12 protein-coding genes are annotated in these 14,484 nt (G+C 72.0%); 5 read left to right on the top strand and 7 right to left on the bottom strand.

Translation table 11 applies throughout. The annotated features are described in order from the left end of the window. Nucleotides 1–219: 219 nt before the first annotated feature. Complete coding sequence (locus CTZ28_RS04360; RefSeq protein WP_121887869.1) at nucleotides 220–576, bottom strand: HesB/IscA family protein; 357 nt, start codon at nucleotides 574–576, stop codon at nucleotides 220–222. 262 nt (nucleotides 577–838) lie between these two features. On the opposite strand from CTZ28_RS04360, the gene nadA reads away from it, so the two are divergent. Then, nucleotides 839–2,023 (top strand): quinolinate synthase NadA, encoded by a 1,185-nt coding sequence (nadA, locus tag CTZ28_RS04355; RefSeq protein WP_121888098.1) that lies wholly within the window; start codon nucleotides 839–841, stop codon nucleotides 2,021–2,023. Between the two features lie 755 nt (nucleotides 2,024–2,778). Here nadA and CTZ28_RS04350 read toward each other — a convergent pair. The 5 genes from CTZ28_RS04350 to CTZ28_RS04330 all read right to left on the bottom strand — a co-directional run bounded on the left by CTZ28_RS04350 (nucleotide 2,779) and on the right by CTZ28_RS04330 (nucleotide 9,828). Further along, nucleotides 2,779–5,880, bottom strand: a complete 3,102-nt coding sequence (locus CTZ28_RS04350; protein ID WP_121887868.1) for an efflux RND transporter permease subunit — start codon at nucleotides 5,878–5,880, stop codon at nucleotides 2,779–2,781. Nucleotides 5,881–6,026: 146 nt separating this feature from the next. Next, entirely contained in the window at nucleotides 6,027–6,710 is a 684-nt protein-coding gene (locus tag CTZ28_RS04345; protein ID WP_121887867.1) for a response regulator, read from the bottom strand. Next, entirely contained in the window at nucleotides 6,707–7,927 is a 1,221-nt protein-coding gene (locus tag CTZ28_RS04340) for a sensor histidine kinase (RefSeq protein ID WP_121887866.1), read from the bottom strand. The genes CTZ28_RS04345 and CTZ28_RS04340 overlap by 4 nt, the downstream gene beginning before the upstream one ends. 799 nt (nucleotides 7,928–8,726) lie before the next feature. Continuing rightward, nucleotides 8,727–9,005, bottom strand: a complete 279-nt coding sequence (gene pspAA, locus CTZ28_RS04335; RefSeq protein WP_121888097.1) for a PspA-associated protein PspAA — start codon at nucleotides 9,003–9,005, stop codon at nucleotides 8,727–8,729. Nucleotides 9,006–9,036: 31 nt separating this feature from the next. Next, on the bottom strand, nucleotides 9,037–9,828 hold the full coding sequence (locus CTZ28_RS04330) for a PspA/IM30 family protein (protein WP_121887865.1): 792 nt from the start codon (nucleotides 9,826–9,828) through the stop codon (nucleotides 9,037–9,039). Between the two features lie 249 nt (nucleotides 9,829–10,077). Here CTZ28_RS04330 and CTZ28_RS04325 point away from each other — a divergent pair, with 249 nt between their 5' ends. The 3 genes from CTZ28_RS04325 to CTZ28_RS04315 all read left to right on the top strand — a co-directional run bounded on the left by CTZ28_RS04325 (nucleotide 10,078) and on the right by CTZ28_RS04315 (nucleotide 12,694). Next, nucleotides 10,078–10,716, top strand: a complete 639-nt coding sequence (locus tag CTZ28_RS04325) for a DUF3043 domain-containing protein (protein ID WP_121887864.1) — start codon at nucleotides 10,078–10,080, stop codon at nucleotides 10,714–10,716. A gap of 83 nt (nucleotides 10,717–10,799) precedes the next feature. Continuing rightward, nucleotides 10,800–11,552 carry a class I SAM-dependent methyltransferase gene (locus CTZ28_RS04320; protein WP_121887863.1) on the top strand — a complete coding sequence of 251 codons (753 nt, stop codon included), beginning with the start codon at nucleotides 10,800–10,802 and terminating at the stop codon, nucleotides 11,550–11,552. A gap of 71 nt (nucleotides 11,553–11,623) precedes the next feature. Further along, a complete protein-coding gene (locus tag CTZ28_RS04315; RefSeq protein WP_121887862.1) occupies nucleotides 11,624–12,694 on the top strand; it encodes a S1C family serine protease in 1,071 nt (356 codons plus the stop codon). A 42-nt stretch (nucleotides 12,695–12,736) separates the two neighbouring features. Here the strand turns inward: CTZ28_RS04315 and CTZ28_RS04310 are convergent, their stop codons facing one another. Beyond that, complete coding sequence (locus CTZ28_RS04310; protein ID WP_121887861.1) at nucleotides 12,737–12,949, bottom strand: hypothetical protein; 213 nt, start codon at nucleotides 12,947–12,949, stop codon at nucleotides 12,737–12,739. Between the two features lie 307 nt (nucleotides 12,950–13,256). Between CTZ28_RS04310 and CTZ28_RS04305 the strand changes: the two genes are divergently transcribed. Next, complete coding sequence (locus CTZ28_RS04305; RefSeq protein ID WP_121887860.1) at nucleotides 13,257–14,465, top strand: bifunctional adenosylcobinamide kinase/adenosylcobinamide-phosphate guanylyltransferase; 1,209 nt, start codon at nucleotides 13,257–13,259, stop codon at nucleotides 14,463–14,465. The last annotated feature ends 19 nt before the right edge of the window (nucleotides 14,466–14,484 follow it).

Below are 14,484 nucleotides of genomic sequence, written 5' to 3'. Positions count from 1 at the left end.
AGTCGTGGCTGATCGCGCAGTTCCCCGCGCCCCTTTGGGGCGCAGCCGATCGCGCCGTGTGCTTCGCTGGGGCAGCCGTGGTATGCCGTCGGTCGGCTGCGGCGGCGTCGTGGCTGATCGCGCAGTTCCCCGCGCCCCTTTGGGGGGCTGGCGGGGTGGGTGGAGGCGGCGGCCCCTGTTGGTAGGGGGCGCCGCCTTTCCTGTGGTGTGGGGTGTGGCTCAGTTGAAGGAGTCGCCGCAGGCGCAGGAGCCGGTTGCGTTCGGGTTGTCGATCGTGAAGCCCTGCTTCTCGATCGTGTCCACGAAGTCGATGGTGGCGCCGCCGAGGTACGGAGCGCTCATGCGGTCGGTGACGACCTTGACCCCGCCGAAGTCCTTCTCCACGTCCCCGTCGAGGGAGCGCTCGTCGAAGAAGAGCTGGTAGCGCAGGCCGGAGCAGCCGCCGGGCTGGACGGCCACGCGCAGCGCGAGGTCGTCACGGCCTTCCTGGTCGAGCAGGGCCTTGACCTTGGACGCGGCGGCGTCGGTCAGGATGATGCCGTCGGTGACGGTGGTGGTCTCGTCCGATACGGACATCTACATCTCTCCCGGGTTGTACGGAGACTGCTTGCCGACGAGTGCAACCGGCGGGTCCGCGGATTCATTCCGGGCCGGGCATTCGCGTTGTCGCGTTTTTCCTCTGGGTTCATGCTCGCACACGCCCGTGCGCACGGGGAGCGGTCCGTGAGCGGCTCGGCCGGGATTCACGTCACATGGACGCTATCGCCATCGTCAAAGTGACGTGAACCGGTTATGATAGATAGCGTCAGGTTGACGAAAAATAGAAAGGGTGCGTGTCGTGACCACCGCCCAGATACCGGAGCTCGACGTACAGCCGAGCCCCCTTGCCCTGTTGCTCCTCGGCCGGGAGGCCGACCCTAAGAGCGAGCGCGGCGTCGAGTGTCCCGGCGAGCTGCCCTCGCCCTCCGACCCCGATCTGGTCGAGCGCGCGCGGGCGGCCAAGGAGAAGCTCGGGGACAAGGTCTTCGTGCTCGGCCACCACTACCAGCGCGACGAGGTCATCCAGTTCGCCGACGTCACGGGCGACTCCTTCAAGCTGGCCCGGGACGCGGCGGCCCGCCCGGAGGCCGAGTACATCGTCTTCTGCGGTGTGCACTTCATGGCGGAGTCCGCCGACATTCTGACGAGCGACGACCAAAAGGTCGTACTGCCCGACCTCGCCGCCGGCTGCTCGATGGCCGACATGGCCACCGCCGAACAGGTGGCGGAGTGCTGGGACGTGCTCACCGAGGCCGGGATCGCCGAGCGGGTCGTGCCCGTCTCGTACATGAACTCCTCCGCCGACATCAAGGCCTTCACCGGCCGGCACGGCGGCACGATCTGCACGTCCTCGAACGCGCGGCGGGCCCTGGAGTGGGCCTTCCAGCAGGGCGAGAAGGTGCTCTTCCTGCCCGACCAGCACCTGGGCCGCAACACCGCGGTGCGGGAGCTGGGCATGTCCCTGGAGGATTGCGTCGTCTACAACCCGCACAAGCCGAACGGCGGGCTGACGGCGGACCAGTTGCGTGACGCCCGGACGATCCTGTGGCGGGGGCACTGCTCGGTGCACGGCCGGTTCGGTCTGGACTCGGTGAACGAGGTGCGGGAGCGGATCCCGGGGGTCAATGTGCTGGTCCACCCGGAGTGCCGGCACGAGGTGGTGGCGGCGGCGGATCAGGTCGGCTCGACCGAGTACATCATCAAGGCCCTGGAGGCCGCTCCCGCCGGGTCCAAGTGGGCCGTCGGCACGGAGCTGAATCTGGTACGGCGGCTGGCGAACCGTTTCGCTCCGGAGGGCAAGGAGATCGTCTTCCTGGACCGTACGGTGTGCTTCTGCTCGACCATGAACCGCATCGACCTGCCGCATCTTGTGTGGGCCCTGGAGTCGCTGGCCGAGGGGAACCTTGTCAACCGCATCGAGGTCGACGAGGAGACGGAGCGGTACGCGAAGCTGGCGCTGGAGCGGATGCTTTCTTTGCCGTAGGCGGGGGGCGCCGTGGGGGTGTGGGGGGTTGGTCTGTGCGGGTGCGTTGTCGCTGGCCGCTCAGTTCCCCGCGCCCCTGGGTGGGCTGGCCCTGGCCTGTAATGGGAACGTGCCGGTGACTGGGGGCCTTTGCGCCGTAGGGGTGCGGGAGTGTGGCCTGTGCGGGTGCGCTGTGGCTCAGCGCGCAGTTCCCCGCGCCCCTAGGTGGGCTCGCCCTGGCGCCTGATCACTCCGTGCCGGTGACTGGGGGCCTTTGCGCCGTGGGGGTGCGGGAGTGTGGTCTGTGCGGGTGCCTTGTCGCTGGCCGCGCAGTTCCCCGCGCCCCCAGGTGGGCTCGCCCTGGCGCCCGATCACTACGCGCCGGTGACTGGGGGCCTCAGCGCCGTGCGAGTGCGGGAGTGCGGTCTGTGCGGGTGCGCCGTGGCTCAGCGCGCAGTTCCCCGCGCCCCCAGGTGGGCTCGCCCTGGCGCCCGATCACTACGCGCCGGTGACTGGGGGCCTCAGCGCCGTGGGGGGTGCGGGAGTCTGGCCTGTGCGGGTGCACTGTGGCCTAGCGCGCAGTTCCCCGCGCCCCTGGGTGGGCTGGCCCTGGCGCCTGATCACTCCGTGCCGGTGGCTGGGGGCCTCAGCGCCGTGGGGGTGCGGGAGTCTGGCCTGTGCGGGTGCGCCGTGGCTCAGCGCGCGGTTCCCCGCGCCCCTGGCCGGGAACTGCCGAGGCCCGGCCGCCGGTTTGGCGGGCCGGGCCTCGGGGTTGTCTAGACGCTCACCGGCTCCCGTACCTCCGAGTCGCCCGGCGAGTTCTTCGCCGCCCGCTTCTTCGCTCGGCGCTCCTTGCGGAGTTCGAGCATCGCGTACAGCGTCGGGACCAGCAGCAGCGTCAGCAGCGTCGACGTGATCAGACCGCCGATCACCACCACCGCGAGCGGCTGGGCGATGAAGCCGCCCTCGCCGGTGACGCCGAGCGCCATCGGCAGCAGGGCGAAGATAGTCGCCAGGGCCGTCATCAGGATCGGACGGAGCCGGTGCCGGCCACCCTCCACCACGGCCTCGACGACGCCGTACCCCTGCTTCCGGTACTGGTTGATCAGGTCGATCAGCACGATCGCGTTCGTCACCACGATGCCGATCAGCATCAGCATGCCGATCATCGCGGGGACACCCATCGGCGTACCCGTGATGATGAGCAGACCGATCGCGCCGGTCGCCGCGAACGGGATGGACACCAGCAGGATCAGCGGCTGGGCCAGCGACCGGAACGTCGCCACCAGCAGCATGAAGACGATCGCGATCGCCGCGAGCATCGCCAGGGCCAGGTTCTTGAACGCGCTGTCCTGGTCCGAGCTGACGCCGCCGATCTCCGCCGTCGCCCCCGCCGGGAGCTTCAGCGCGTCGATCTCGGACTGCAGCTTGGTGCTCACCGCGCCGGTGTTGTCACCCGTCGGCCGCGCGGTGACGGTCGCCGCGCGCTGGCCGTCGATCCGGGTCATCGACACCGGGCCGTCCACCAGCTTCACCGTCGCGATGTCGCCCAGCTTCGCCGCGCCCAGGTTCAGCGCGCGCAGCTGCGCCAGCGTCTCGGCCGGCTCGGCCGACCTGATCACGATGTCGCGCTCGGTGTCGTCCAGGGTGGCCTTCCCGGCCGTCGTGCCCTTGACCGCCTGGGCCACCGCGCCGCCCAGCGTCTGGTCGTCGAAGCCCGCGGCGGCGGCCTTCGCGTTCGCTTTGACCGAGATCCGCGGCACGCTCTGCGCCAGGTCGCTCGTCACGTCCGTGACGTGGTCGAGCCCGGCCACGGCCTTGCGCACCTGCTCCGCCGCCGTACGCAGCGCGTCCGCGTCGGCCGCCTTCACGACGACACTCAGGTCCTGGCTGCCGAAGCCGTCACCGGCGGACACCGTGGTGGTGCCGATGCCCTTCAGCTCGGCCAGGCCGTCCTCGATGTGCGTCTGCACGTCGTCGTAGGACGCCGAGTCCTCCAGCATCACCTGGTACGACGCCTGGTTGGTGTCGGTACCACCGCCGAAGGCCGCCATGAAGCCGGACGAGCCGATCGTGACCTGGTAGTCCTTGACGCCCTTGGTGTCGCCGAGCAGCTTCTCCACCCGGGCGGCCTGCTCGTCCGTGGCCGCGAGGCTGGTGCCCGGCTTCAGCTCCTGCTTGATGCTGAGGACCTGCTGCTCACCCTGGTCGAAGAAGTTCGTCTTCAGCAGGGGTGCCATGCCGAAGGTGCCGAGCAGCACCACCACGGCGATCAGGACGCTGGTGAGGCGGCGGCGCGTGGCGAACTGCAGCACCGGGACGTAGAGGCGCTGGAGGCGGCTGTTCGCCTCCTTCTCCTCCGCCTGGCGGCGGGCCTGCTCCGCGTCCTCGGGGGTGCCCTTCGGAGCGCGCAGGAACCAGTACGACAGCACCGGGACGACGGTCAGCGACACCAGCAGGGACGCCAGCAGGGCGGCCGTCACGGTGAGGCTGAACGAGCCGAACAGGGCGCCCACCATGCCGCCGACCAGGCCGATCGGCAGGAAGACGGCGACCGTGGTGAGCGTCGAGGAGGTGACCGCACCGGCCACCTCGCGGACGGCACCCAGGATCGCCGCCTGGCGCTCCTCGCCGTAGCCGAGGTGCCGCTTGATGTTCTCCAGGACGACGATCGAGTCGTCGACGACCCGGCCGATGGCGATCGTCAGCGCGCCCAGCGTGAGCATGTTCAGGGACAGGTCACGCGTCCACAGCACGAGCAGGGCGAGGACGACCGAGAGCGGGATGCTCACCGCCGTCACCAGCGTCGAGCGCACCGACGCCAGGAAGACCAGGATGACGAGGACCGCGAAGACAAGACCCAGGGCGCCCTCGGTGGTCAGGCCCTTGATGGACTTGGAGACCGCCGGGCCCTGGTCGCTGACGACCGTGACGGTCGCGCCGGAGCCGAGGTCCTTGCGCAGCTCGGGCAGCTTGTCCTTGACCGCGTTCGAGATGGAGACCGCGCTGCCGTCGTGGTCCATGGTGACGTTCACGGCGAGGCTCGGCCGGCCGTCGGTGCGGGTGATGGAGTCGGCCGGGGCCGGCTGCTCCTTGACCGTGGCCACGGTGCCGAGGCGCACCGGCTTGCCGCCGCCCTGACCGGTGACCATCAGGTCCCGGATCTGTGCGAGCGAGGTGAGCCCGCCGCCGACCTGGACGGTGCGGTTGGCGCCGTCCTCGTCGAAGGAGCCGGCCGGGACGGTGGCGCCGGCCGCCTGGAGCGCCGGGACGAGAGCGGCCGGGGTGAGACCCGCCTCGGCCAGCTTCTTGTCGTCGGGGGTCACGGTGACCTGGAGGTCCCGCACGCCGTCGACCTGCACCCGGCCGACACCGTCGATGCCCTTGAGGTCCGGGACGACCGTCTTGTCCAGCTGGTCGCCGAGGGCCTGCTGGTCCTTGTCCGAGGTGACGGCGAGCACCACGGTCGGGATGTCGTCCGTGGACCCGGAGATGACCTGCGGGTCGACGCCGTCCGGGAGCTGGGCGCGGGCCCGGTTGACGGCCTGCTGGACGTCGGTCACGAGCCGCTTGGTGTCGTTGCCGTAGTCGAAGGACGCCATGATCACGGCGCTGCCCTCACTGGCCGTGGAGGTGACGCCGGTGATGCCGTCGACGGCTTCGAGGTTGTCTTCGAGGGGTTCGACGACCTGCTTCTCGACGACGTCGGGGGACGCACCCTGGTAGGGGGCGATGACCGACACCATCGGCAGCTCGATGGTGGGCAGCAGCTGCTGCTTGATCTGCGGTATCGCGATCGCCCCGAAGACGATCGCGATGATGGACATCAGCCCGATCAGGGCCCGTTGCGCGAGGCTGAATCTGGACAGCCAGGACATGGGTCAGGGTCTCTCTTCTGTGAGGGCAGAAGGGCGTGTGAGCGCCCACACCACCACCCTGAGCCATGCGCGAGGGCCGATCCGTCGGCCCCAGGTCCATTTCCTTATCCGGGGCCTACTCCGGCCGCAGTACGCCCGGGTGGAGCTCAGTCCATCCTCGGACGTACCAACCCTGACTCGTAGGCGATGACCACCAGCTGGGCGCGGTCCCGCGCGCCGAGCTTGGCCATGGCCCGGTTCACATGGGTCTTCACGGTCAGCGGGCTGACCTCCAGGCGTTCGGCTATCTCGTCGTTGGAGTGGCCGCCGGCGACCTGGACCAGTACCTCGCGCTCCCGTCCGGTGAGCGCGTCCAGCCGGTCGGAGCGGGCGGGGTCGCGGCCGTCGTCCGCCAGATCGCCCTGGGCGAGGAAGCGGGCGATCAGGCCCTTGGTGGCGGTCGGGGAGAGCAGCGCCTCACCGCCGGCGGCGACCCGGATGGCGCTGAGGAGCTCCTCGGGTTCCGAGCCCTTGCCGAGGAAGCCTGAGGCACCGGCGCGCAGCGCCTGCACCACGTAGTCGTCGACCTCGAAGGTGGTCAGGATGACCACGCGGACCTGGGCCAGGGCGGGGTCGGCGCTGATCAGACGGGTGGCCTGAAGGCCGTCGGTGCCCGGCATCCGGATGTCCATGAGGACGACGTCCGCCCGCTGCTCCCGGGCCAGCCGCACCGCCTCCGCGCCGTCGGACGCCTCCCCCACCACCTCCATGTCGGGTTCGGAGTCGACGAGCACGCGGAAGGCACTGCGCAGCAGTGCCTGGTCGTCGGCGAGCAGGACACGGATCGTCATGCGGGCTCCCCCGTGGCGGCGGTGCGGGTCTTGACGGGCAGGATCGCATGGACGCGGAAGCCGCCGCCGTACCGGGGACCGGTGGTGAGGCTGCCGCCGAGGGCGGTGACCCGTTCCCGCATGCCGAGCAGCCCGTGCCCGCCGCCGGCCGTGGTGGCGCCGTCCGCTGTCGCGCCGTCGTCGAGGACGGTGACCTCGACGAGCGGTCCCACCCGTACGACGCTGACCTCGGCCTTGGCGTCCGGGCCCGCGTGCTTCTGCACGTTCGTCAGGGCCTCCTGGATGATCCGGTAGGCGACCAGGTCGACGGCGGCGGGCAGTGTCCCGGCGTGTTCGGCGTGGGCGACCTCGACCGGGAGGCCGGCGTTGCGGAAGGTGCCGGCGAGCTCGTCGAGGCGGCTGAGGCCGGGGGCGGGTTCGGTGGGGGCCTCGGGGTCGCCGGTCTGGCGCAGCAGGCCGACGGTGGCGCGGAGTTCGTTGAGCGCGGAGCGGCTGGCCTCCCGTACGTGGGCGAGGGCCTCCTTCGCCTGGTCCGGACGTTTGTCCATGACGTGGGCGGCGACTCCGGCCTGCACATTGACGAGGGCGATGTGATGGGCGACGACGTCGTGCAGATCGCGGGCGATGCGCAGGCGTTCCTCGGCGACGCGGCGGCGGGCCTCCTCCTCGCGGGTGCGTTCGGCCCGTTCGGCGCGTTCCCGGATGGCCCGGACGACGGCACGGCGGCTGCGGATGGCGTCGCCCGCGGTGGCGCCGATGCCGGTCCAGGCGATGATGGCCAGGTTCTCCTGGGCGTACCAGGGCAGGGGGCCGGCGAGCATGGCGGCACCGGTCAGCACGGTCATGGCGAGCAGTCCGACGCGCCAGGTGGTGGCGCGGTCGGTGGTCGCGGCGACCGTGCACAGCGCGATGACGACGCACATCGCGACGGGGGCGCGTGGGTCTCCGGTGATGCTCTCGACGAGGGTGGCGGTGCCGGTGACGGCGAGCACGGATCTGGGGGCGCTGCGCCGGAAGACGAGGGCGGCGGCGCCGAGGGTCATCAGAACGAGGCTGAGCGGGTCGGGGGTGCGGACGCCCCAGTTGACGCCGTGCTCTCCCCCGGGGTCGGCGAAGGAGCCCACCACCATGCACACCAGCGCGCCCACCGCGATGGCCGTGTCCAGCGCGAAGGGGTGCGCCGTCACCCGGCACCGCGCCCGTTGAAATGTGCTCACGCCATGAACGGTACGGGGCCCTGCAACACCCCGGAACAGCACCTCGGGACCAGGCGGTACGCCAGGGGACTGCGCCAGGACACATCAAAACCCCGGCAGCACGACCGGCCGACGACCATGACCGACCGGACCGGGACCACGGCGGGACCAGCCGGGCAACGAAGCAGGACTACGACCGGGCGACGGGCCACGCCGGGAACGCGGCAGGGCGCCTCGAAACCGCGGCAGCGCGACTGGCCGGGACCGTGACCACGGTGGAAGCAGCCCGGCACTCGGCCGGACGACAAATCGAGACCGCCGCAGGACGCCTCGGAACCCCGGCCGTACGGCCCCGGACGCACGGCGGGATCAGCCGAGCCGCGAACCGGAATGCGGCGGGGCACGCCGGGGACGCGGTGGGAACACGTGACCGGGCAATGGGCCGGCACCGCGGCGGGTCGTATCGAAGCCGCGGCGGCGCGACCAGCCAGGCCCCTGGCCGGACGGACCGGACCCACGGCGAGACCAGCCGCGCGACGAGCCGCGACCGCGAGGGGGCGCGCTGGGACCAGGGCGAAGCCGGCCGGAGCCCCAGCCGGGCAACAGACCGAAACCACCGCGGAACGGGCCGGGACCACGGCGGAGCCCACCGGGGACTCAGTCAGGCAGCGGAACGAGACCGCGACGGGGCCCATCGGAGGCGGGGCGGAGCCAGCCGTGCCGCGGTCGGGCGGCGGGCCCGAACCGCGGGTGGGCGCATCGACAACACGCCAGGCCGACCAGGGCCCCAGCCGGGCAACAGGCCGAATCCTCGGTGGGGTCAGCCCGGGAGTAGGCCGTCGTCGGTCAGTAGGTCTCGGACCTCTTCCAAGGTCGCGTCGGGGGACGGGAGGATGAGGTCGGACGGTTCCAGGGAGTCGTCGGGGACCGGTTCGCCCAGGTCGTGGACCCTGGCGAGGAGGGCCTGGAGGGTGCGGCGGAAGCCGGGGCCGTCGCCGGTCTCCATCTCGGCCAGGAGTTCGTCGTCCAGCTTGTTCAGCTCGGCGAGGTGGCCGTCCGCCAGCCTCACCTGTCCCTCCCCCATGATCCGTACGATCATGTCCGCCATCTCGCCCTCCAGGCCGTCGGCGCTACTGCTTGTCGAAGCGCGGGGTGTCCTGTGGCTCCTGCTGGGACTGCTGCTGACCGGTGCCGCCCTCGATCGCCTGCTGGGGCGAGCCTCCGGCCAGCTCCGCCTTCATGCGCTGGAGCTCCAGTTCCACATCCGTACCACCGGAGAGGCGGTCCAGCTCGGCCTGGATGTCGTCCTTGGCCACGCCGGTGGGGTCGTCCAGGGCGCCGGAGGCCAGCAGTTCGTCGATGGCGCCGGCCCGCGCCTGGAGCTGGGCGGTCTTGTCCTCGGCGCGCTGGATGGCCAGGCCGACGTCGCCCATCTCCTCGGAGATGCCGGTGAAGGCCTCGCCGATCCGGGTCTGGGCCTGGGCCGCGGTGTACGTGGCCTTGATCGTCTCCTTCTTCGTGCGGAAGGCGTCGACCTTGGCCTGGAGTCGCTGGGCGGCCAGGGTGAGCTTCTCCTCCTCGCCCTGGAGCGTCGCGTGCTGCGTCTCCAGGTCCGTCACCTGCTGCTGGAGGGCCGCGCGGCGCGAGAGCGCCTCGCGGGCCAGGTCCTCGCGGCCCAGCGCGAGCGCCTTGCGGCCCTGGTCCTCCAGCTTGGAGGACTGCTGCTGCAACTGGTTCAGCTGGAGTTCCAGGCGCTTGCGGGAGGTCGCCACGTCGGCGACGCCGCGGCGGACCTTCTGGAGCAGCTCCAGCTGTTTCTGGTACGAGTAATCGAGGGTCTCGCGCGGGTCCTCGGCCCGGTCAAGGGCCTTGTTCGCCTTCGCGCGGAAGATCATCCCCATACGCTTCATGACACCGCTCATGGGCTTCGCGCGCCCCCTTCTGACGGACTCCAGCTCACAGATCCTGCGACAGAACCCACAGTACGGGCCCTGCCTCCATTACCGCACTGTTCGGGGACGGATGCGCTCATCCCCAAGGACGACTGTGTTCGTTCCCGATCCGGCGCAGGGAGTAGGTGGCTCCCCCGGATGACCGCCGGATGAACCGTCTGCAACGTCCCCTCTGTCCCCTTACAGACGACTGGTGTTGCCGGATCGTTCCCCACCGGACTGGGGTCCACTCCTCGCCACCCCGTACCCTTGGGTTTTGTGTTCCGTAGCCGTGCCAAGGAAGAGAAGGCCCCGTCCGTCGACAAGGCGGCGGTGACCGACTCCAAGCAGCCCCGTGACCCGCAGGCCCCGAAGGGCCGCCCCACCCCGAAGCGGAGTGAGGCGCAGTCCCAGCGCCGCAGCGTCGCCAATACGCCGACGACGCGCAAGGAGGGCGCCAAGCGGCAGCGCGAGGAGCGCCGCGCCCAGTTGGAGCGCCAGCGCAAGGCGCTGGCCGGCGGCGACGAGCGCTATCTGCCCGCCCGGGACAAGGGCCCGGTCCGCAAGTTCGCACGGGACTGGGTCGACTCGCGCTTCAACGTCGCGGAGTTCTTCCTGCCGCTGGCCGTGATCATCCTGGTGCTGAGCGTGGTGCGGGTGCCCGCGCTGCAGAGCATCGCGCTGCTGCTGTGGCTGGTCGTGATCGTGCTGATCGTGCTCGACTCGCTCCTCAACGGCTTCAGGCTGCGGAAGCAGCTCGGCGAGCGCTTCGCCGACCAGAACCGCAGGGGCGCGGTCGCCTACGCGCTGATGCGCTCCCTCCAGATGCGCCGGCTGCGGCTGCCGAAGCCCCAGGTCAAGCGTGGAGAGCGGCCCTGAGCGCAGCTTCTTGTCCCGGGAGTGCGGCGCACGCCCGGCCGGGCGATCCGGGCGCGCTGTGCGATGTCGTACGGCAGGAGCTGGTGGCCCGGCAGCTCGACGAGCAGATAGTCGGGCGGTTCCCGGTCGGCCGGCGGCTGCGGGTGCTCGACGTGGGGATGGGCCGCGCCGCGCGGGCGTTGCGGCTGGCCCGGGCCGGCCATCAGGTGACCGGCGTCGAGCAGGACCCGGCGATGATCTCGGCGGCCCGCACGGCGCTGGGCGCGGAGCCCGAGGGGATCCGGGAGCGGATGCGGATCGTGCAGGGGGACGGCCGGGACACCGGGGTGCACTTTCTGCCGGGCAGCTTCGACGTGGTGCTGTGCCACGGGGTGCTGCTGTACGTCGAGGAGCCTGACCCGCTACTGGCCGGGCTGGCCCGGATGCTCGCGCCGGGCGGTCTGCTGTCGCTGGTGGTGCGCAACGGGGACGCCCCGGCGATGCGGCCGGGGCTCACCGGGGACTGGGCGGCGGCGCTCGCCGCGTTGGAGGCGGCTCCCCGGACGCCGCCCCGAGGAGACGCCGACACGGGGACCGCGGACCGGCCGGGCCCGGACGTACGGGCCGACCGGCTGACCGCGCTGACTGCGACGCTGGCCGGGATCGGGGCACCGCTGCACGCCTGGTACGGGGTCGGCGTCTTCACCGACACGGCGGCCGACACGGACCAGGCGGCAGACGGCCCGGAGCCCCCCGCTGACCTGGAAGTGATGCTGGCCGCCGAAGAACGGGCCGGGCGGACAGATCCGTACCGCGGAGTGGCGGCACTGCTGCACCTGTGCGGCGTACGCGGCTGAGCGGTCGGGGACGCGCCCGTTCGGCCGTACTCCGCGGGTCCGGGGGCCCGCCCCGCGGTAGGACTCGGGGCATGGACGCTTCCCGTACCCGTGCCCCGCGGGCCGTCGCCCTCCTCGCCGCGCTCGCGTGTTCCGCCGCGCTCGTCACCGGGTGCACCGGCTCCGACCCGGCGGCCGGCCGGGACGCGACGGACGCGCCGGCCGCGGTCCCGCTGAGCGGCGACAGCCTGCAGAGCGACTTCCAGCGGGTGATCAAGGACGTACTGCCGTCGGTGGTGCAGATCCGGGGCAGCCGGGACCTGGGGTCGGGGGTGGTGTACGACGACAACGGACACATCGTCACCAACGCGCACGTGGTGGGCACCGAGAAGACCTTCCGGGTGACCATCGCCAACAGCGAGACACCGCTGACCGCCCGGCTCGTGTACTCCTACCCCCAGCAGGACCTCGCGGTCGTCAAGCTGGACCAGATCCCGGCGGGGCTGAGGGCGGCGCGGTTCAAGGACTCGGGCAAGGTGGAGGTCGGGCAGATCGTGCTCGCCATGGGCTCGCCGCTCGGGCTGTCGTCCAGCGTGACGCAGGGCATCGTGTCGGCGACCGGACGGACCGTCAGCGAGGGCAGCTCGGGCGGCGGCACGGGGGCCACCATCGCGAACATGGTGCAGACGTCGGCGGCGATCAACCCGGGCAACAGCGGGGGCGCGCTGGTCAACCTCGAAGGGCAGGTCATCGGCATCCCGACGCTCGCCGCCGCCGACCCCGACCTCGGGGGCAGCGCGGCGCCCGGCATCGGGTTCGCCATCCCGGCGTCGATGGTGAAGACGGTCGCCGACCAGATCGTCAAGGAGGGCCGGGTCACCGACTCGGGGCGGGCGGCGCTCGGCATCACCGCGCGGGACGTCGTCGACAACTCCTTCCAGCCCGCCGGGGTCGCCGTGGTCGAGGTGACGAGCGGGGGCGCGGCCGACAAGGCGGGGATCCGTCCCGGTGACGTCATCACCCGGCTCGGCGGCACCGTCATCACCACGATCACCTCGCTCTCCGAGGCGCTGGCGGCGGACCGGCCGGGGCGCCGGACGACGGTGACGTTCACCCGCAGCGGCTCCGAGCAGACGGTGAACGTGACGCTGGGCGAGCAGTGAGACGGGGTGGCCGCCCCTGCGGCCACCCTCGGCCGGGGCCGGCTACGCGTCGGCGGCGTGCAGGCTCATCGGCCCGTAGATCTCCGTGGCGTCCTCGAACAGCCACACCTGGTCGGCGCCGCCCGCGACCAGTTCCTTCCAGTTCTCGCCGATCCAGGACTCGGCGTCCCCCTGCGTGGTGAACTCCTCGGGCTGCACCGCCGGCTGGACCTCCGTCCCGTCTGCCTTCTCGAACCGCCACGTCCATGCCGCCATGTACGCCTCCCTGGTGTCAGCACATGCAGAGCAGAGCGGAAGCCGGATCCAGGTCCGGCTCCCGCCCGCAGCCTATGCGGGGCGAGCGAAGTCCGCTGTGGTTCGGCAGCGCCCCGGAGGAACGCGGAGCTGTATCAACATGCGGCTCCGCCGCGATGGGGGTCCCCCCTGTTCGAGCGAAGCCGAGAACTTGGGGGAACGACCGGCCCACGATGCCGCCGCTGCCGACCGGCGGCGCGGCACGGCACGTCCGGCGGAGCGCCGAGTCGGATGCGCGAGACCGGCGGCGACAGGTGAAAATCGGTCCGTGGACGTGACTGTGCTCGGTACCGGTGCCCCGGCGGGGCTGCCCCGCCCCGACTGTCCCTGCGCGGCGTGTGCGACGGCGCTGGGCGGTGACGCGCGGGCGGCCACCGCGGTGCTCGTGGACGGGGTGCTGCTGCTCGATCTGATGCCGGGCGTGGCCTTCGCGGCGGCGCGGGCGGGGCACTCGCTGGGCGGCGTACGGCAGGTGCTGCTGTCGCATCCGCACGACGGGCCCGCGGTGGAGGTGCCGGCCGGGCTGCCGCAACCCGTGCGGGTGCCGGACGGACGGGAGTTGACGCTGCTGACGGGGCATCGGGTGCGGGCGCTGGCGATGGACGCGGGCGGCACCGGGTACGCGGTGACCGGTCCGGGCGGCCGGCGGCTGCTGTATCTGCCGCCGGGCAGCGCCCCGGCGGGGCTCACGCCGGGCGCGGAGTCCGCCGGGGTGTACGACCTGGTGTTCGCGGATGTCATGGGGCGGCCGGACGCGCTGGCCAGGCTGCGCGCGGTGGGCGCGGCCGGGCCGACGACGGATGTGGTCGCCGTGCACCTGGACCACGACGTGCCGCCGGGCGCCGAGGCGCGCCGGCGGCTGGCCGCGGCGGGCGCCCGCGCGGTGCCGGACGGGACGACGCTGACGGTGGGGGCGTACGAGGAGGTGCCGGACGTGCCGCGCCGGACGCTGGTCCTGGGCGGGGCGCGGTCCGGGAAGTCGGTGGAGGCCGAGCGCCGGCTGGAGTCGTTCCCCGATGTGCTGTACGTGGCCACGGGCGGCTCCCGCAGCGGGGACACCGAGTGGGCCGCGCGGGTGGCGGCGCACCGGGAGCGGCGCCCGGGGTCCTGGCAGACGGCGGAGACCTGCGATCTGGTGCCGCTGCTCGCGAAGGACGGGCCGCCGATGCTGATCGACTGCCTGTCGCTGTGGCTGACGGACGCGATGGACTCCGTCGGGGCGTGGGACGACGCCGAGTGGGCGTCCGGCGGGGAGCGGGCCCTGCGGGAGCGGGTACGGGAGCTGACGGCGGCGGTGCGGGCCACGCGGCGCACGGTCGTCACCGTGTCGAACGAGGTGGGGTCCGGGATCGTGCCCGCGACCGCGTCCGGGCGGCGCTACCGGGACGAACTGGGCCGGTTGAACGCGGCGTTCGCGAGCGAGTGCGAGCAGGTGCTGCTGGTGGTGGCCGGGCAGGCGCTGGTGCTGCGCGGCTGAGGCCGGGTGCGCGGCCGGG

The sequence above is a fragment of the Streptomyces shenzhenensis genome, from assembly GCF_003688995.1.
Lineage (GTDB): Bacteria > Actinomycetota > Actinomycetes > Streptomycetales > Streptomycetaceae > Streptomyces > Streptomyces shenzhenensis_A.
Note: the sequence above shows the minus strand (reverse complement) of the source record. Positions and strands in the feature narration are given on the sequence as shown.

Bases quoted from the DNA above. Each gene is read 5' to 3' on its own strand.
- CTZ28_RS04345 (WP_121887867.1), bottom strand. From the start codon at position 6,710: ATGACGATCCGTGTCCTGCTCGCCGACGACCAGGCACTGCTGCGCAGT.
- CTZ28_RS04315 (WP_121887862.1), top strand. From the start codon at position 11,624: ATGGACGCTTCCCGTACCCGTGCCCCGCGGGCCGTCGCCCTCCTCGCC.
- CTZ28_RS04360 (WP_121887869.1), bottom strand. From the start codon at position 576: ATGTCCGTATCGGACGAGACCACCACCGTCACCGACGGCATCATCCTG.
- CTZ28_RS04350 (WP_121887868.1), bottom strand. From the start codon at position 5,880: ATGTCCTGGCTGTCCAGATTCAGCCTCGCGCAACGGGCCCTGATCGGG.
- CTZ28_RS04310 (WP_121887861.1), bottom strand. From the start codon at position 12,949: ATGGCGGCATGGACGTGGCGGTTCGAGAAGGCAGACGGGACGGAGGTC.
- CTZ28_RS04330 (WP_121887865.1), bottom strand. From the start codon at position 9,828: ATGAGCGGTGTCATGAAGCGTATGGGGATGATCTTCCGCGCGAAGGCG.
- pspAA (WP_121888097.1), bottom strand. From the start codon at position 9,005: ATGATCGTACGGATCATGGGGGAGGGACAGGTGAGGCTGGCGGACGGC.